The 15,234-nt window shown below is 48.9% G+C and carries 15 protein-coding genes; 3 read left to right on the forward strand and 12 right to left on the reverse strand.

Annotated features, from left to right (window positions below):
- Positions 1-22: 22 nt before the first annotated feature.
- Positions 23-337 (reverse strand): ArsR/SmtB family transcription factor, encoded by a 315-nt coding sequence (locus WH46_RS11145; RefSeq protein ID WP_017814346.1) that lies wholly within the window; start codon positions 335-337, stop codon positions 23-25.
- A 295-nt stretch (positions 338-632) separates the two neighbouring features.
- On the opposite strand from WH46_RS11145, the gene WH46_RS24255 reads away from it, so the two are divergent.
- Both WH46_RS24255 and WH46_RS11155 read left to right on the forward strand, forming a co-directional pair.
- Entirely contained in the window at positions 633-2,153 is a 1,521-nt protein-coding gene (locus WH46_RS24255) for a M14 family zinc carboxypeptidase (protein WP_197088269.1), read from the forward strand.
- A gap of 188 nt (positions 2,154-2,341) precedes the next feature.
- Positions 2,342-3,217, forward strand: a complete 876-nt coding sequence (locus WH46_RS11155) for a DNA/RNA non-specific endonuclease (protein WP_017814343.1) — start codon at positions 2,342-2,344, stop codon at positions 3,215-3,217.
- Positions 3,218-3,496: 279 nt separating this feature from the next.
- Here WH46_RS11155 and WH46_RS11160 read toward each other — a convergent pair whose 3' ends face one another.
- The 7 genes from WH46_RS11160 to WH46_RS11190 form a co-directional block, all read right to left on the reverse strand.
- Positions 3,497-4,321, reverse strand: coding sequence for a purine-nucleoside phosphorylase (locus tag WH46_RS11160; protein WP_017815239.1), 825 nt, complete (start codon positions 4,319-4,321; stop codon positions 3,497-3,499).
- 39 nt (positions 4,322-4,360) lie between these two features.
- Positions 4,361-5,554, reverse strand: coding sequence for a phosphopentomutase (gene deoB / locus WH46_RS11165; protein ID WP_046226738.1), 1,194 nt, complete (start codon positions 5,552-5,554; stop codon positions 4,361-4,363).
- 28 nt (positions 5,555-5,582) lie between these two features.
- Entirely contained in the window at positions 5,583-6,482 is a 900-nt protein-coding gene (gene xerD, locus WH46_RS11170) for a site-specific tyrosine recombinase XerD (protein ID WP_017815241.1), read from the reverse strand.
- A gap of 134 nt (positions 6,483-6,616) precedes the next feature.
- Positions 6,617-7,090, reverse strand: coding sequence for a ferric iron uptake transcriptional regulator (fur, locus tag WH46_RS11175; protein WP_017815242.1), 474 nt, complete (start codon positions 7,088-7,090; stop codon positions 6,617-6,619).
- A gap of 281 nt (positions 7,091-7,371) precedes the next feature.
- Positions 7,372-8,556 carry an endonuclease Q family protein gene (locus WH46_RS11180; protein ID WP_046226739.1) on the reverse strand — a complete coding sequence of 395 codons (1,185 nt, stop codon included), beginning with the start codon at positions 8,554-8,556 and terminating at the stop codon, positions 7,372-7,374.
- Positions 8,553-9,119, reverse strand: a complete 567-nt coding sequence (locus tag WH46_RS11185; protein ID WP_046226740.1) for an NUDIX domain-containing protein — start codon at positions 9,117-9,119, stop codon at positions 8,553-8,555. The genes WH46_RS11180 and WH46_RS11185 overlap by 4 nt, the downstream gene beginning before the upstream one ends.
- 321 nt (positions 9,120-9,440) lie before the next feature.
- Positions 9,441-10,568, reverse strand: coding sequence for a M20/M25/M40 family metallo-hydrolase (locus WH46_RS11190; protein ID WP_046226741.1), 1,128 nt, complete (start codon positions 10,566-10,568; stop codon positions 9,441-9,443).
- Between the two features lie 166 nt (positions 10,569-10,734).
- On the opposite strand from WH46_RS11190, the gene prli42 reads away from it, so the two are divergent.
- Positions 10,735-10,830 carry a stressosome-associated protein Prli42 gene (prli42, locus tag WH46_RS23830; RefSeq protein ID WP_017815246.1) on the forward strand — a complete coding sequence of 32 codons (96 nt, stop codon included), beginning with the start codon at positions 10,735-10,737 and terminating at the stop codon, positions 10,828-10,830.
- Here prli42 and lipB read toward each other — a convergent pair.
- The 4 genes from lipB to WH46_RS11210 all read right to left on the reverse strand — a co-directional run bounded on the left by lipB (position 10,807) and on the right by WH46_RS11210 (position 15,178).
- Positions 10,807-11,517 (reverse strand): lipoyl(octanoyl) transferase LipB, encoded by a 711-nt coding sequence (lipB, locus tag WH46_RS11195; protein WP_046226742.1) that lies wholly within the window; start codon positions 11,515-11,517, stop codon positions 10,807-10,809. The two genes, prli42 and lipB, sit on opposite strands and share 24 nt — an antisense overlap.
- A gap of 192 nt (positions 11,518-11,709) precedes the next feature.
- Positions 11,710-13,083, reverse strand: coding sequence for a dihydrolipoamide acetyltransferase family protein (locus tag WH46_RS11200; RefSeq protein ID WP_046226743.1), 1,374 nt, complete (start codon positions 13,081-13,083; stop codon positions 11,710-11,712).
- Positions 13,084-13,166: 83 nt separating this feature from the next.
- Positions 13,167-14,150 carry an alpha-ketoacid dehydrogenase subunit beta gene (locus WH46_RS11205; protein WP_046226744.1) on the reverse strand — a complete coding sequence of 328 codons (984 nt, stop codon included), beginning with the start codon at positions 14,148-14,150 and terminating at the stop codon, positions 13,167-13,169.
- Complete coding sequence (locus WH46_RS11210; protein ID WP_017815250.1) at positions 14,150-15,178, reverse strand: thiamine pyrophosphate-dependent dehydrogenase E1 component subunit alpha; 1,029 nt, start codon at positions 15,176-15,178, stop codon at positions 14,150-14,152. Before WH46_RS11210 ends, WH46_RS11205 begins: the two co-directional genes overlap by 1 nt.
- Between the last annotated feature and the right edge of the window lie 56 nt (positions 15,179-15,234).

Raw genomic sequence — 15,234 nt, forward strand, 5'->3', positions numbered from 1 at the left:
TCAAAAAAGAAATCAGCCGAATTCAGATTTCTTTATCCAAGAACTGGGCCAATTTCTTGATGGTATCCTCATTACGACGGTAATAGGTCCACTGACCGTAACGTACAGCCTCCAATAATCCAGCTTTTTGCATAATGGATAAATAATGGGAGACGGTGGACTGGGATAAATTCACCTTATCCTGAATATCACCTACACATACGCCGCCTTTGATACTGACCTCCTTGGGCAGATGTGCTTGCTGTTTGGGGAAATTTTTCTCAGGTTCTCCAAGCCATCTCAATATATTGAGGCGTGTCTCGTTGGAAAGGGCCTTGAAAATGTCAATTTCATTCATGCGAAGTATTGTATATCGAATTATACCGATATGTCAAATCAGACTCATTCAGATCTTCGTTGCCTTCGGCACCAGGTATATACTTTTACTGCAGTGAACTGAAATTTACTGATAACTCGTTATAATTTTGATATTACAGGCTGTAAAGTATTGATATAATTGTTAAAAGCTGCTGGATCGCTAATCTATTTCTACCCTTCTACTCTGCCAATTTCCTGTTTGTATTCCTCCCCATCCCTTTGTTTGTTTTGCCAGCAGCTGAAATACCCATCTCTACATATTAAGGAGGATTATTTTGAGAAAAAGTATACTGATTATCCTGTGTATGCTGCTGGTGCTGCAGAGCACGGTTATATCCAGGCAGGCAGAAGCCCACAGCAGCACTGTCGTTGATCCTTCGGCTACTTATACATATGCCAGACTGACAAGAGATATTCAGTCACTCGCACGCAAGTATCCTGAGATCGTGGAATATCGTTCGATCGGTACGACTCGTTATGGGCGGGAAATCTGGGCAGTCGGGCTCGGACGCGGTGAAGCAACCCTGTTTATTAATGGATCTCACCATGCCCGGGAATGGCTCACTACTACACTCAATATGTATATGATTGAGCAGTACGCTGCTGCCTATACAGCCAACCGCAAGTTTGAAGGTTATGATGCACGAACCATTTTGAATAAAACCAAAATCTGGTTTGTTCCGATGGTGAATCCGGATGGCGTTACCCTGCAGCAGCTGGATCTGGATGCTTTTCCATCTTCGGTTCATCAGGCGCTGATTACCATGAATGGGGGCAGCCGGAATTTCAAACGCTGGAAAGCCAATCTGCAGGGGATTGATCCGAATCGCCAGTATGACTCCTACTGGTCTAGCCTGGAAGCCAATATCCCTTATCCATTTTGGCGCAATCACAAAGGCTCTTCTCCGGTACAGACACTGGAAAACAAGGCGATGGTCAATTTCACCTATGAGATTGATCCAGAGATTGCCGTATCCTATCATTCGGCTGGACGGATCATCTACTGGAGCTTCCACACGCTGGCGGCCAATCTGCCCCGGGATAAACGGCTGGCCCGCTTATTCAGTGACTATACCGGTTACCGCCTGATGCCGCAGCGCAGCGATTCATCAGGCGGTGGATATACCGACTGGTTTATCACTACTTTCAATCGGCCTGCTTTTACTCCGGAAATCGGGATCAAGCCGGGCGAGACGAATCTGCCGGTTTCTGCCTTTGCTGAGGAATGGCGACGTAACAAAAAGATTGGGCTGTGGCTTGCTCAGGAAAGCTATACCCTCTGGGCGAAAAAGAATGCTAATGATGTATCCACTCCAGATTCCACTGCATCTGCCAATATAAGCGTATGGATTGATAATCAACAGCCGACTGATCGCATCCCAGCTTTCCGGGAAAATGGCGTTAATTATGTAGCCTACAAACCGCTGCTGACCCATTACGGATTTGTGCCTTTCTGGGATCAGTCGGCCAAGACTGTAACTGCCACTTCCAGTGCTGGAGGAACTGTCAGTTTCACTCTTAACAGCAAATATGCACAGCTAAACGGCAAGACGATCACACTGAGTGCCGCACCAAAAATGGTCGATAATATTATTTATGTCCCGGCTCGCCTGATTAGTCAGGTTACCGGAGCAATGCTTGACGTTCAGACGGCAGATCACAGTCTCCGCTTCACCAGCCCAGAGATCAATCCGGCACCGGTCGACAGCAGTCTGGCTGAACGTTCCGTAGAGAATGACAGCGTTAATGCCAATACAGGCAGTACTACGGTCGGTTCATCTACTTACGGAGGATAGTATAGCTATCTCATAGACAGCTCTACGGCTGCTGCAGACAACTCGGTATTTTCAACTATTTTTAAATTCATTATATTCGGTTACACCAGGCAACTGCTTCGGTATCAGTTTGCATCGATCAGGTTATAACTCTCTTCATTTGGATACTTAATATATGAGTTCTATTATAATCCAAGGAGGCTGGTATAATGGCACCGCAGGACGAGCGTTATGCAGACGAGAAGATCCGCGTAGGTGAGGCACTGAGTATGGATTGGTATGAACAGGCAGAAGGATATGACAGCAAGTTTCTCGGTGAGCAGTACGAGATTCCGCATCCGGGGCTAAGTGCAGAGCTGACCGAGGATATTGCTCCACTTCAAAAGGGTTCTGTCATTCTGAATTACACTCATTTCTCGATTGTCATGAGCCGTTCACGGCGGCTGGCCATTTATACGGTTGTCAATATTGATGGCAGCCAGCTTCAGGATGCTGGACGGTCGGACAAATGGCGATATGATTCACGGATGGATGAACAGTATCAGAGCGGGGATGAGATTTACCGGGATAACGATCTGGACCGTGGGCATCTCGTAAGAAGGCGCGACCCGATCTGGGGCAAGGATGCCGATCGCGCCAATGTGGATACATTTCACTTTACCAACTGTGCTCCCCAGCACAAGGATCTGAATCAGGATACCTGGCTGGGCCTGGAGGATTATATTCTGGAGCATGCGCGCAGCAACAAGCGCAAGGCTACAATTTTCACCGGTCCCGTATTTCGTGACAGTGATATCGCCTACCGCGGTATCCAGCTGCCCGAAGAATACTGGAAAGTCGCTGCAATCGTCAAGGATAATGGTGAGCTCTCTGTAACTGCCTATCTGATCTCGCAAAAAGGGCTGCTGCGTACCATGCAGACCGAGGATGAACTGGGTCCGTACAAGACGTATCAGGTCAAAGTTACTCAGATCGAGGAGCTAACCGGTCTGGACTTCCGTCATCTGCGTGAACATGACGCCTATCCGGCAGAAGCGGTATCACCGAGTATGACGATTGAGAGTGTACAGGATATTCATATCTAAATCCACGGTAGTTATACCAAAGTATCCCTATCTCCAGTCATGCTCCTCCCATATCCGGGCCTTTGTCAAAACAACGGTCTAATGTTAAACGTTACGTAAGTATGTCTTCACAGGATACATCTAGCTTAATAGCTATTACAGAAAACGGATGTACCAGATCATATACCAAAAAGAGCCATGTGGATCATCCACAGGCTCTTTTTTATACTTTTAGATAGCATAAGATTCAGATGGCGTTACCCAATGAGTACTCTGTACAAGCTCTGCCCTTGCCAACTATTACATTTGCGGAATAACAGCCAGTACCAGCTTCAGGAACTGATCACGTACACGATCAGCAGTCTCCATAACTTCATCATGAGACAGAGGCTGATCGAGGATACCTGCTGCCATATTGGTAATACAGGAGATTCCCAGTACTTCAATACCTGCATGACGCGCTACGATCGTCTCGGATACTGTAGACATTCCGACAGCATCGGCGCCAAGCGTACGCAGCATTACGATCTCTGCAGGCGTCTCATACGTAGGACCAAGCAGTCCTGCATAGACACCTTCCTGTACTTTCAGACCCTGCTGTGCTGCTGTATCTTTGAAAATCTGACGCAGACGACGGCTATAGGCTTCGGACATATCCGGGAAACGTACACCCAATGCGGAATCATTCGGTCCGATCAGCGGATTACGACCGGTCATGTTCAGATGGTCACTTAATACCATTAGATCACCCGGCTCATACGCTGTATTTACACCGCCGGCTGCATTGGTTACGAGCAGGCTGGATACACCCAGTTCCTTCATGACACGTACAGGGAAAGCTGTCACTTCCGGACCATAGCCTTCATACATGTGGAAACGTCCTTTCATCATTACGACCGGACGACCTTGCACTTTGCCCAGCAGCAGTTCGCCATCATGTCCTTCTACCGTAGACACCGGGAAATGCGGAATACTATTATAAGCAATCGATACGCCTTCTTCAACCAGATCTGCGAGTACACCCAGACCGGAGCCGAGAATCAATCCTACTTCCGGAGTCAAATCACTTTGACTGCGAATATAAGCTGCTGCTTCTTTAATCATTTCCTGGTTAATTGTTGTCATCTTGCTAATTTCCCCTTTCAAATAACAAACCTTTATCTTTTATTTCAAAAGATTCAAAAAACTCTCGCCATGCATAATCTTGCCTGCACTGAAATTGTCTGCAATCGTCGCACCGAGATCACTGAATGTTGCTCGGACTCCCAAATTACCAGGCGATGTCAGTGATGGACTGTAGATCAGCAGTGGCACATACTCCCGGGTATGATCGGTGCCTGCATGAACAGGATCATTACCATGATCGGCTGTAATGATCAGCAAATCCCGCTCGCCGATCTGCTCCATCAGTTCAGGCAGCGAACGATCGAACGCTTCCAGCGCCTGCGCATATCCTTGCGGATCGCGGCGATGTCCATACAAGGAATCAAAATCGACCAGATTAGTAAACAGCAGACCTTTGAATTCCTGCTGCAACTGCTCCAGCGTCAACTCTACGCCGTGTTCGTTGCTTTTGGTTGGATAAGAAGAGGTAATACCCTCACCGGTGAAAATATCGTTGATTTTGCCTACGGCAATTACATCATGACCTGCATTCTCCAGTGCGTTCAGCACCGTAGGTTCCGGCGGACTGACTGCATAATCATGACGATTCGGCGTACGGACAAACTGTCCCGGCTCACCCTTATAAGGACGGGCGATGACGCGACCTACCGAATGTTCCGGCTCCAGCGTCAACTCACGGGCAATCTGGCAGGCACTGTATAGCTCCTCCAATGGAATAATATCTTCATGGGCAGCAATCTGAAATACACTGTCTGCTGAGGTATACACAATCCATGAACCCGTTTTCATCTGTTCTTCGCCGTATTCATCCAGTATATCCGTACCGGAAGCCGGCTTGTTACCAAGTACCCGACGGCCGGTTCTTTTCTCAAACTGTGTGATCAGATCCTGCGGAAACCCGTTCGGGTATGTATTGAACGCGGTTCCGATATTCAGACCCATCAGTTCCCAGTGTCCGGTCATCGTATCCTTGCCAACCGAAGTTTCTATCATTTTGCCATAATAGCCCTGGGTCTGGGTTACAGCTTCAAGTGGCGGAAGATCCGTGATATTGGCCAGTCCCAGACGCTGCAGATGAGGCAGCTGTATTCCAGGCACCTGCTCCATAATATGTCCGAGCGTGTGGGCACCTTTATCTCCAAATTTGCCGGCATCAGGCAGTTCCCCAATACCTACACTATCCAGTATAATTACGCAGATTCGTTCAAAACGCTGTTGTTCGATTCCTGTCATGACTCATGCCTCCTATTCGGTAGATGAATCAGGTCGCATTGGCACGCGGATGATGAGCTTCATACACATCCTTCATATTCTTTCTGGATACCTGAGTATAAATCTGGGTCGTAGAGATGTCGGCATGACCGAGCATTTCCTGTACCGAACGCAGATCGGCTCCATTTTCCAGTAGATGTGCAGCAAAGGAATGCCGCAGCGTATGTGGAGTAATATCGGTCTCAATTCCGGCTTCCCGGGCATACTTTTTGATAATTTTCCAGAAGCCCTGGCGGGTCAGCCTTGTGCCGAGCTGATTCACGAAGAGCGCCTGTTCTTCCGGATGGTTCCGGATAAGCTGCGGACGTCCTTCTTCTATATATTCACCTACACGCTTGACGGTGACACCGGTAATCGGAATGATCCGTTCTTTGCCGGAACTGCTTGCGCAGCGAAGGAATCTTAAATCGAGCCGTACATCCTCTACATTGACCGAGATCAGCTCGGAGACGCGGATGCCTGTAGCGTATAACAGCTCCAGCATCGCACGATCGCGTCTTCCCTGCGATGTATAGGCTTCGGGAGCATCCAGTAGACGTTCCATTTCCTCGACGGTCATGACATGCGGCAGACGTTTCTCTGCTTTGGGTGCTTCCATATGTATAGACGGGTCCTGCTGAATAACCCCTTCACGAACGAGGTACTGGCAAAACGAACGCAATGAAACCGTCATCCGTGTAATCGTGGATGACGCTCTGCCGATCTGGCGCATTTCTCCCAGGAACAGGGCAATATGTGTTTTGCGGATCTGATCCGGTTCTGTCAGATGACGCTGTCCGGCGAACTCCAGAAACTGATTCAGGTCCCGCTGGTACGATTCCAGCGTATTCCGGGACAGTCCCTTCTCTTCGGTCAGATAACGGATAAATCGCTCCAAATAATCACTCACTGGAAATCAGCCTCCTTTGCAGTCATTTGATGATATCGTCTGTCAGAAGCTAGACGGTTACGCAAAAAGACTCTCTCCCGAACAGCCAAACATCGGGCGAGAGTCTCTGGTATCCAATTCAGTTATTCAATTCATTATTCGGGATTATTCTGGTTGCCATCCTGCTGCTCTTTGTCCTTGCAGCGATAACATACCCCGTAAAAATCGAGTCGGTGGTCCAGAACCGAGAAATCAAATTCCTTATCCAGTCTCTCCTCGAGCGGTCCCAACCAGTCTTCGCGGATCTCGTCCATACTTCCGCATTGCACGCAAATCAGATGATGATGATGATGCTTGCTTGTATCGGTACGCAGGTCATACCGTGCGACACCGTCGCCGAAGTTGATTTTCTCCACGACATGCAGTTCACTCAGAAGCTCGAGGGTACGGTAAACGGTGGCCAGACCGATTTCGGGAGCCTTTTGCTTCACCAGCATAAATACGTCCTCGGCACTCAGATGGTCTTCTTCGTTCTCAAGGAGCACTCGGACAGTGGCTTCCCGCTGGGGTGTTAATTTGTAACCTTTGGATTGTAACTGATGTTTAATTTTATCGATCCGTGCTTCCATTTTTGCCCTCCCCCTGTGGAAATCACTGCATCGCTTAAATGCTCACTCCAATTATTATAGGGTGAGTTCCAAGACAAAGTCAAACTTTTTAGTGTACTTGTACAGTGATGTTGCCTCCGGGCAAAATCGGCTTAATTTCCTGCTGTGCCGGAGAATGTACGATGTTGATTGCCGGACTACAGCTATCGACATTACACCTCTATACAAAAAGGCAATGCCGCAGTGTCTCTGCGAACAAATGGCAGATGCTGCGGCATTTCTTTTGCTTGTTTATATACTTATTATCCGATAACTACCTTGCCGTAGGTTCCTCCACCTCCGGCGCTAAGCGTCAGTTGTCCGGTGCGTGCAAGCTCGATATAACCAGCAATCTCGGCTCCTACTACAGCATCCAGTTCTTCACGGGATGTATTATGCAAAATACTCATCTCTGTACCGAATGCTTCCAGCAGTCTATTCATTTTGGCAGGGCCCAGACCGGGAATAAACGCCAAGGGTACCTGATAACGATATGGCGGGCGATTTGATGGCGGCTGCGGCTCTGTACGATCGGCAATACCGAGAATCCGATCCAGCACACCGATCGTTAGGCGAGTACTGCCGCAATAAGGGCAACGCTCCAGTGCCGGCTCCGCTTCATGAATAATATGCTCACAGTTGGTACAGTAGGTACGATGATATTTGCCCAGTCTCGGGTCAAGGCCGTAATTGGCTTCGATTCCCCGTCCTTCGAGGCCCTGCAGCACCTTACGGAACTCATCGAAATTCGCTTCCTGCATCCGGAATACATTGTATTCACGACCAATCTTGCCGAGTGAATGGGCATCCGAGTTGGTTAACAGCGGGTAGCGATCCAGCTCACTGAGATAACCGGCCATTGTCGTGTCTGCACTCAGACCCAGCTCCCCTCCATCGATACTGTCCATATCCAGCACATCGCTCATCCTTGGCGTTACACTGCCATAGATGCCTTTATGCGGAGTGAACATATGGGCAGGAATAAACAGTCCGTCTCGCTGCTTCACCTGATGCTGCAGCTCCCGGTATGAGACGTAGAGACGCTGAGAGCTGAGCTGCAGATTTTTCATATGGCCGCCCATCCACTGGCTAAAATCACTCATTCGCTCCAGATCGCGGAAATAGACGAGCACATGTGCTTCCTGATATCCTGGCTCCCGAATCTCGATCTCCGATCCGAGCAGAATCGTCGTATCTCCATATACAATTCCTCCACCGGAAGATTCCACCATCTCGCCGGAAGACATATAATTACGGATATCCTGCTGTACACCCGGGGAATGACAATCAATAATACCGACCAATCCAATTCCTTTACGCTGGGAAGATTCTTTGGCAATATTGGCAAAAGTCAGGTTGCGGCTGCCGCTGATCTTGACCGGCTGCCCGTCCTCACTTCGCCCGATATGGATATGGAGATCGGCGTATACACGCTGCAAAGAACTCATTGTCCCGGCTGGGCTCCCAGCTTCAGCAGCTGCCAAGCCTGCACAGCCATAATGGTCTTGGCATCGCTCATGCGTCCTTCACGGATCTGGGCAAATGCTTCTTCCAGCGTAATCTCGGTGACTTCCAGGAATTCGTCTTCATCCAGCTCGGCATCCCCTGCTGTTAATTCATCTGCCAGATAGAGATGAATAATCTCATCGGCAAAACCCGGCGAAGTATAGAAGGAAAACAGCAGCTTCATGCTTTTCGCGGTATAGCCGGTCTCTTCCTTCAGTTCACGATTAATCGCATCTTCCGGCTTCTCGCCCGGGTCGAGCTTGCCTGCAGGAATCTCTACCTGAGTGCGTCCCAGCGGCTGACGGAACTGTTCTACCACGATCATGCGATCATTGTGAATAGCTAGTACAGCGACTGCACCGGAGTGGCGAACCACTTCACGCTTGCTTTCCTCGCCGTTGGGCAGCTTTACCGTATCGACCTGTACGGAGATGATTTTGCCTTTGTAAATGGATTCCGTAGATAATGTAATCTCATCCAGTTGTTTATTTTTATTTTCAGTCATTATGTTCCCTCCATGGCATTGGTAAAAGTAAACGGACTGTCGATAGCGATAATGCCTGTACCAACAGGCCGTTTCGATAGGGTTGATTGCAGTCGGGGTAGAAATGATAAAAGATGCAACTCTTACTCTTTACACATGTTTATGCTTTTTTAGACAGATCGATGATAATTCCTTCTTGATTTTACTATTGGATCTGTACTGAAATCTTGTCGAATCTGAAGAACATCAACGACTAGACGCAGACAAGTTCTGAAAAAATAGATCAGATAGAGCAAATAAATCACTTCATAATGAAAAACTACTGCTCGTAACGAACAGAAATTATTGACGCGCTGTTTCCTTTACAATTTCGATCACCAGACGGGCTGCATTGATCAGTTCATTCCGATGAATACGCTCGCTGGTCGTATGAATCTCTTCGTATCCTACTGCCAGATTGGCTGTTGGTACACCCATGCCATTGAAAATATTGGCATCACTGCCGCCACCGGTATGGAAAATATCATTGGGCAATCCCAGATTGGCTGCAGCACGCTGCGCCAGCTGAACAACCGCATCTTCTTCCGTAAATTTAAATCCCGGATAGACAATTACACTCTGGAACTTGGCAGTCGCACCAAAGTCAGCACATGTATTCTCCAGCGATTCCTTCATCGCTGCCAGCTGCACTTCTACCTTCTCGTGTACAAGGCTGCGTGCTTCCGCTTCGAGTCGGGCATAATCGCATACTACATTGGTCGCGCCGCCGCCTTCAAATTTGCCGATATTGGCAGTTGTCTCATGATCGATCCGGCCCAGTTTCATACGGGAAATCGCTTTACCCGCTACCTGAATAGCACTGATTCCATCTTCAGGATTCACACCTGCATGAGCAGACTTGCCGTAGATCTCCATCACTACACGTGCCTGTGTCGGTGCAGCGACAGCAATCGTCCCAACAGCTCCATTGGAATCCAGCGCATAGCCAAAGTCCGCATCCAGTAGACCTGGGTCCATCGCACGTGCGCCCATCAGTCCGGATTCCTCACCTGCTGTAATCACCAGCTGAATCTGTCCATGCGGAATATTCTGTTCCTGCAGGACGCGAATCATCTCGAACAGGGCGGCTACGCCTGCTTTGTCATCTGCTCCCAGAATGGTATCACCTTCGCTTGTAATCCATCCTTCATTATCCATTACCGGCTTGATGCCATTACCCGGCTTCACCGTATCCATATGGGAAGTAAAGAAAATCTTCGGAATCGGTGCATCCGTATTCGGTGGCAATGTCGCAATCAGATTACCTGCTCCATGTCCGGTACGCAGGGACGATTCATCTTCGATTACTGTAAAGCCCAGTGCAAGAAGCTTCTCGGTCAGACGATCCGCAATAATACGCTCCTGTTTGGTCTCACTGTCAATTTGTACAAGTTCCATAAATTCTTCAATTAATCTGCTTTCGGATACCACAATGATTCGCTCCTTTGGATGGTTGTCACATTAATTTCACGTGATCCTTATGATTATCTACCCCGAGGCTTTGCAAAACGTACGTTCAATCGGTATGATAAAAAAGATTATTTATTTTACCGATCCCTGTCCGTCTGCCGGGGGATAGACAAAGGAGTCATGAAAAATGCAACAGAAAAAATGGTTTCGTATTTTTATTTATGTGATGTTGATCGCTATTGTCGGATCGGTGCTGTTCTCAATCATTCAGCCGCTTCTGTAAGATCACTTCATGCTCCGGCTGCTCATACTCAAAATGACGCATAAAATGCGGCACAATATCCTGTGCCACCTGCTCCACTGTATACGAGCGGCCGGTAATATCCTCCAGTGAAGTCACTCCGTACTGCTCGATTCCGCATGGAATAATCCCCGTAAATCCTGCCTGCTGAATGCCCGAAGCGATATTAAAAGCAAATCCGTGACTCGTGATAAATCCTTTGCGGCTGCGGCATTTATTGAACTTGATACCAATGGCAGCGATCTTGAGATCACCGATCCATACGCCTGTGTATTCTTCTTTGCGTCCAGCGACGATGCCCTGATCTGCCAGATAATCGATAATAACCTGCTCCAATGTACGCAAATACCGATGCGGATCGATGCCTTTGGCCGCATCCAGCAGCAGAATCGGATAACCGACCAGCTGTCCCGGCCCGTGATATGTAATATCTCCTCCGCGGTCAATCTGAAACAATGCAATACCACGCTCTCTCAGTTCCTCTTCACTCCATAGCAGATGCTCGGGATGACGCTGTGAACCAATCGTATACGTAGGCGGATGCTGAAGCATCAGCAGCTGTTCTCCCTGCTGCCCATCGTCAATGCCGCGTACAATTTCCTTTTGTTTGTCCCACGCTGCTGCATATTCCATCAGCGGCGTATAGGATACTTCAATTGATTTCCCCATCAACAAAGCACATCCTTCCCTGATGATTCAGACCTATTCCGATTTTACCCGGAAGATAAGCAAAAGGTCGACAAAACCGTTACGTTTGTCAACCTTTACCTACCTGTTATGCCTATTCATAAGTTCATTTCATTCAAAAGGGCAGGCAGCAACCTGCTGCCTGCTTTATTTCAATGTAACGCAAACCGGAGCTTAATACAACTTGGTCTCCAGATTATAGCTTTCCAGATTGTCTTTCACACGTTGAAGGAATCGTCCACAGATAACCCCATCCAGAATACGATGATCCAGTGACAGACACAGATTCACCATCGACCGGACACCAATCATATCATTGATCACTACTGGACGTTTCACAATCGATTCAAAAGTCAGAATCGCTGCCTGCGGATAGTTGATAATCGGATACGACAATACCGATCCAAAGGAACCTGTGTTATTGACGGTGAATGTACCACCCTGCATATCATCCAGCTTAAGCTTGCCTTCGCGTGTACGACGCGCCAGATCTTCAATCTCATGTGCCAGACCGGCGATATTCTTCTGATCGGCACGCTGAATAACCGGTGTCATTACAGAGTCTTCAGTACCAACAGCCAGCGAGACATTGATATCGCGCTTCACGATAATTTTGTCCACTGCCCAGACCGAGTTCATAATCGGATAGTCCTTGATCGCATTTACAACTGCTTTGATCAGGAAAGGCAGGTAAGTCAGTGTGATGCCTTCACTGCGCTTAAATTCTTCTTTGAGCTTGTTGCGCAGCATGACCAGATTAGTTACGTCTACTTCGATCATCGTCCATGCATGAGGAATCTCGGACACGCTCTGGCGCATATTGCGAGCAATACTGTTACGTAGCGGCGTTACATCGATTAGATGCTCGCCACGTGCCGGTGCTGTCTCGGCTTGTTCCAGTACAATTTTGGGAATAGCCGGTGTCTCGCTCAGATGCATACCGGAATTGCGAACCGCATAGTCTGTAGTCGAAGCAGCATTTGCGGATGGCTGTGCAGCAGGAGTAGATGGAGCATTCTGCTGAGCAGCTGATGCTTGAGCTGTACCATTTTCCAGTGCTTGCAGTACGTCGCGGCGCGTAATGCGACCACCTGCACCAGTGCCCTGAATCAGGGATAGATTAAGTCCATGCTCGGAAGCCAGGGATTGTACAGCTGGTGAATAACGGCCCGCCATGGCATCAGATGCGCCGGCAGCTGGCTGGGATTGACGCTGCGGAGCTGATGCGGGAGCCGAAGCTGATACAGCAGGCTGCGTCTGTGCTGGAGCAGACGGTGCACTTTCTGTAGAACCCGCTTCAGTGTAGATCTGACAGATCACTTCGCCGACTGCGACTTCCTGTCCTTCGGCAGCGAGCAGTTCGCCCATTACACCTTCCAGTACGGAAGGAATCTCTGCATTGACTTTATCCGTGATTACTTCACAGATGGGTTCATATTGTTCAACCGTCTCCCCTGGCTGTTTGAGCCATTTGGCGATTGTAGCGGATACCAGCGACTCTGCGAGCTGTGGCATTACCACATCGGTCGGATTTCCTTTTTGGGACATGATATTCACTCCTAAAAGCTGCCGTGTTCCGGTAGAACCGGTAATGACGGCAGCTGTTTTGATAGATCGGATTAGACTATATTCTAGAAAAGCGCCAGATCGCGCATCGCTGCTTTCACTTTATCCTTGTTGAGCATATACGCTTTTTCCTGCGGCGGGTTGATTGGCATTGCCGGTGAATCCGGGCCAGCCAGACGACGAATCGGTGCATCCAGATCGAACAGGCACTCTTCCGCGATAATAGCAGCCACTTCACCGCCTACACCGCCGGTCAGATTGTCTTCATGTACGATCAGTACTTTGCCGGTGCGGCGTGCAGCATCAATAATCGCCTGGCGATCCAGCGGCTGAATCGTACGCAGATCCAGTACATGACTTGTAATGCCTTCTTGTTCCAGTTCCTCGGCAGCCTGCATAATGAAATGCAGCGGCAGGCTGTAGCTGATTACGGTAATATCATCGCCTTCACGCAGCAGGTTGGCTTTACCGATAGGTACCACATAATCGTCTTCAGGCACATCGCCCTTAATCAGTTTATAGCATTTTTTATTCTCAAAAAAGAGTACAGGATCCGGATCACGAACAGCAGCTTTCAGCAGTCCTTTGGCATCATAAGCCGAATAAGGAGCTACAATTTTCAGTCCCGCTGTTCCGAAGAACACAGATTCCATGCACTGGGAATGATACAGTCCGCCGAAGATACCGCCGCCAATAGGCGCACGTACAACGATCGGGCAAGTCCAGTCATTATTGGAACGATAGCGGATTTTGGCAGCTTCACTAATAATCTGGTTGGTTGCCGGCAGCATAAAGTCCGAATACTGCATCTCGGCAATCGGCTTCATACCGTACATGGCTGCACCAATAGCTACCCCTGCAATTGCGGATTCGGACAGCGGTGTGTCCATAACCCGATCTTCTCCGTAGACTTCCTGCAGTCCCTTGGTTGTTGTAAAAACGCCGCCTTTGACGCCTACATCTTCACCGAGTACAAACACATTCTCGTCCAGTGCCATTTCTTCTTTCATCGCCAGACGAATCGCATCGATATATTCCATCATTGCCATTACTGAACATCCTCCCCGTCCCCTGCAAATACGTGCTTCAGCAGGTCATCCGCGCTCGGATAAGGAGCTGTGTCCGCATATTCCGTCGCTTCTTTCATAATCTCGGTACATTCTTTTTGCAGCTGTTGATCCTGCTCTTCGGTCCAGATGCCGGAGTCGATCAGGTACTGCTTGTATTTTGGCACGCCATCCTTTTCCCAGTTGGCGTCGACTTCTTCCTTGGTCCGGTAAGCCAGATCATTATCCGAAGTGGAATGCGGAGACAGACGATAGACCATCGCTTCGATCAGCGTTGGGCCTTCTCCTCTAATCGCACGCTCGCGTGCTTCTTTGACAGCCGCATAGACTTCCAGCACATCATTACCATCTACCCGGATCCCCGGGAAGCCGTAACCCAGTGCACGATCGCTGATCTTGCCGCTGAGCTGCTTGTGAATCGGTACGGAAATAGCATACTGGTTATTCTCACACATAATGATCACCGGCAATTTATGTACGCCGGCAAAGTTACAGCCTTCATGGAAATCTCCCTGGTTGCTGGACCCTTCACCAAAAGTCACGAATGATACCAGTTCCTCGCCCTTCATCTTTGCAGCCAGTGCTACGCCGACAGCATGCGGAACCTGTGTCGTTACCGGACTAGAGCCTGTCACAATACGCAGGCGCTTGCTGCCAAAGTGACCTGGCATCTGACGTCCGCCGCTGTTTGGATCTTCCGCTTTGGCAAATGCCGACAGCATCAGATCACGCGCAGTCATGCCGACAGACAGCACAAATCCGTAGTCACGGTAATACGGCAGGAAATAATCCTTTTCCCGATCCAGTGCAAAAGCTGCACCAACCTGAGCCGCTTCCTGGCCTACCCCGGAAACGTGGAAATTAATTTTACCAGCGCGCTGCAGGAGCAGGGAACGCTCGTCAAACTTGCGCGCCATCATCATATATCGATAAATTTCAATAGCCTGGGCATCGGACAAGCCGAGCTTCCCGTGCCGTGTTTGTTGGTCAATAGTACCTTCTGCTTTCATTACAGGTACCTCCTTCATAAATGACGGAGAGAACAAGGTTCTCCCTCTTGGCTGGT

Source organism: Paenibacillus dauci (genome assembly GCF_000971985.1).
GTDB lineage: Bacteria > Bacillota > Bacilli > Paenibacillales > Paenibacillaceae > Saccharibacillus > Saccharibacillus dauci.

Coding starts and splice junctions, on each gene's coding strand:
- WH46_RS11180 (WP_046226739.1), bottom strand. CDS start 8,556: ATGAGTTCTTTGCAGCGTGTATACGCCGATCTCCATATCCATATCGGG.
- WH46_RS11200 (WP_046226743.1), bottom strand. CDS start 13,083: ATGTCCCAAAAAGGAAATCCGACCGATGTGGTAATGCCACAGCTCGCA.
- WH46_RS11155 (WP_017814343.1), top strand. CDS start 2,342: ATGGCACCGCAGGACGAGCGTTATGCAGACGAGAAGATCCGCGTAGGT.
- WH46_RS11210 (WP_017815250.1), bottom strand. CDS start 15,178: ATGAAAGCAGAAGGTACTATTGACCAACAAACACGGCACGGGAAGCTC.
- WH46_RS11145 (WP_017814346.1), bottom strand. CDS start 337: ATGAATGAAATTGACATTTTCAAGGCCCTTTCCAACGAGACACGCCTC.
- fur (WP_017815242.1), bottom strand. CDS start 7,090: ATGGAAGCACGGATCGATAAAATTAAACATCAGTTACAATCCAAAGGT.
- deoB (WP_046226738.1), bottom strand. CDS start 5,554: ATGACAGGAATCGAACAACAGCGTTTTGAACGAATCTGCGTAATTATA.
- lipB (WP_046226742.1), bottom strand. CDS start 11,517: ATGGGGAAATCAATTGAAGTATCCTATACGCCGCTGATGGAATATGCA.
- WH46_RS11205 (WP_046226744.1), bottom strand. CDS start 14,150: ATGGCAATGATGGAATATATCGATGCGATTCGTCTGGCGATGAAAGAA.
- WH46_RS11185 (WP_046226740.1), bottom strand. CDS start 9,119: ATGACTGAAAATAAAAATAAACAACTGGATGAGATTACATTATCTACG.
- WH46_RS11160 (WP_017815239.1), bottom strand. CDS start 4,321: ATGACAACAATTAACCAGGAAATGATTAAAGAAGCAGCAGCTTATATT.
- prli42 (WP_017815246.1), top strand. CDS start 10,735: ATGCAACAGAAAAAATGGTTTCGTATTTTTATTTATGTGATGTTGATC.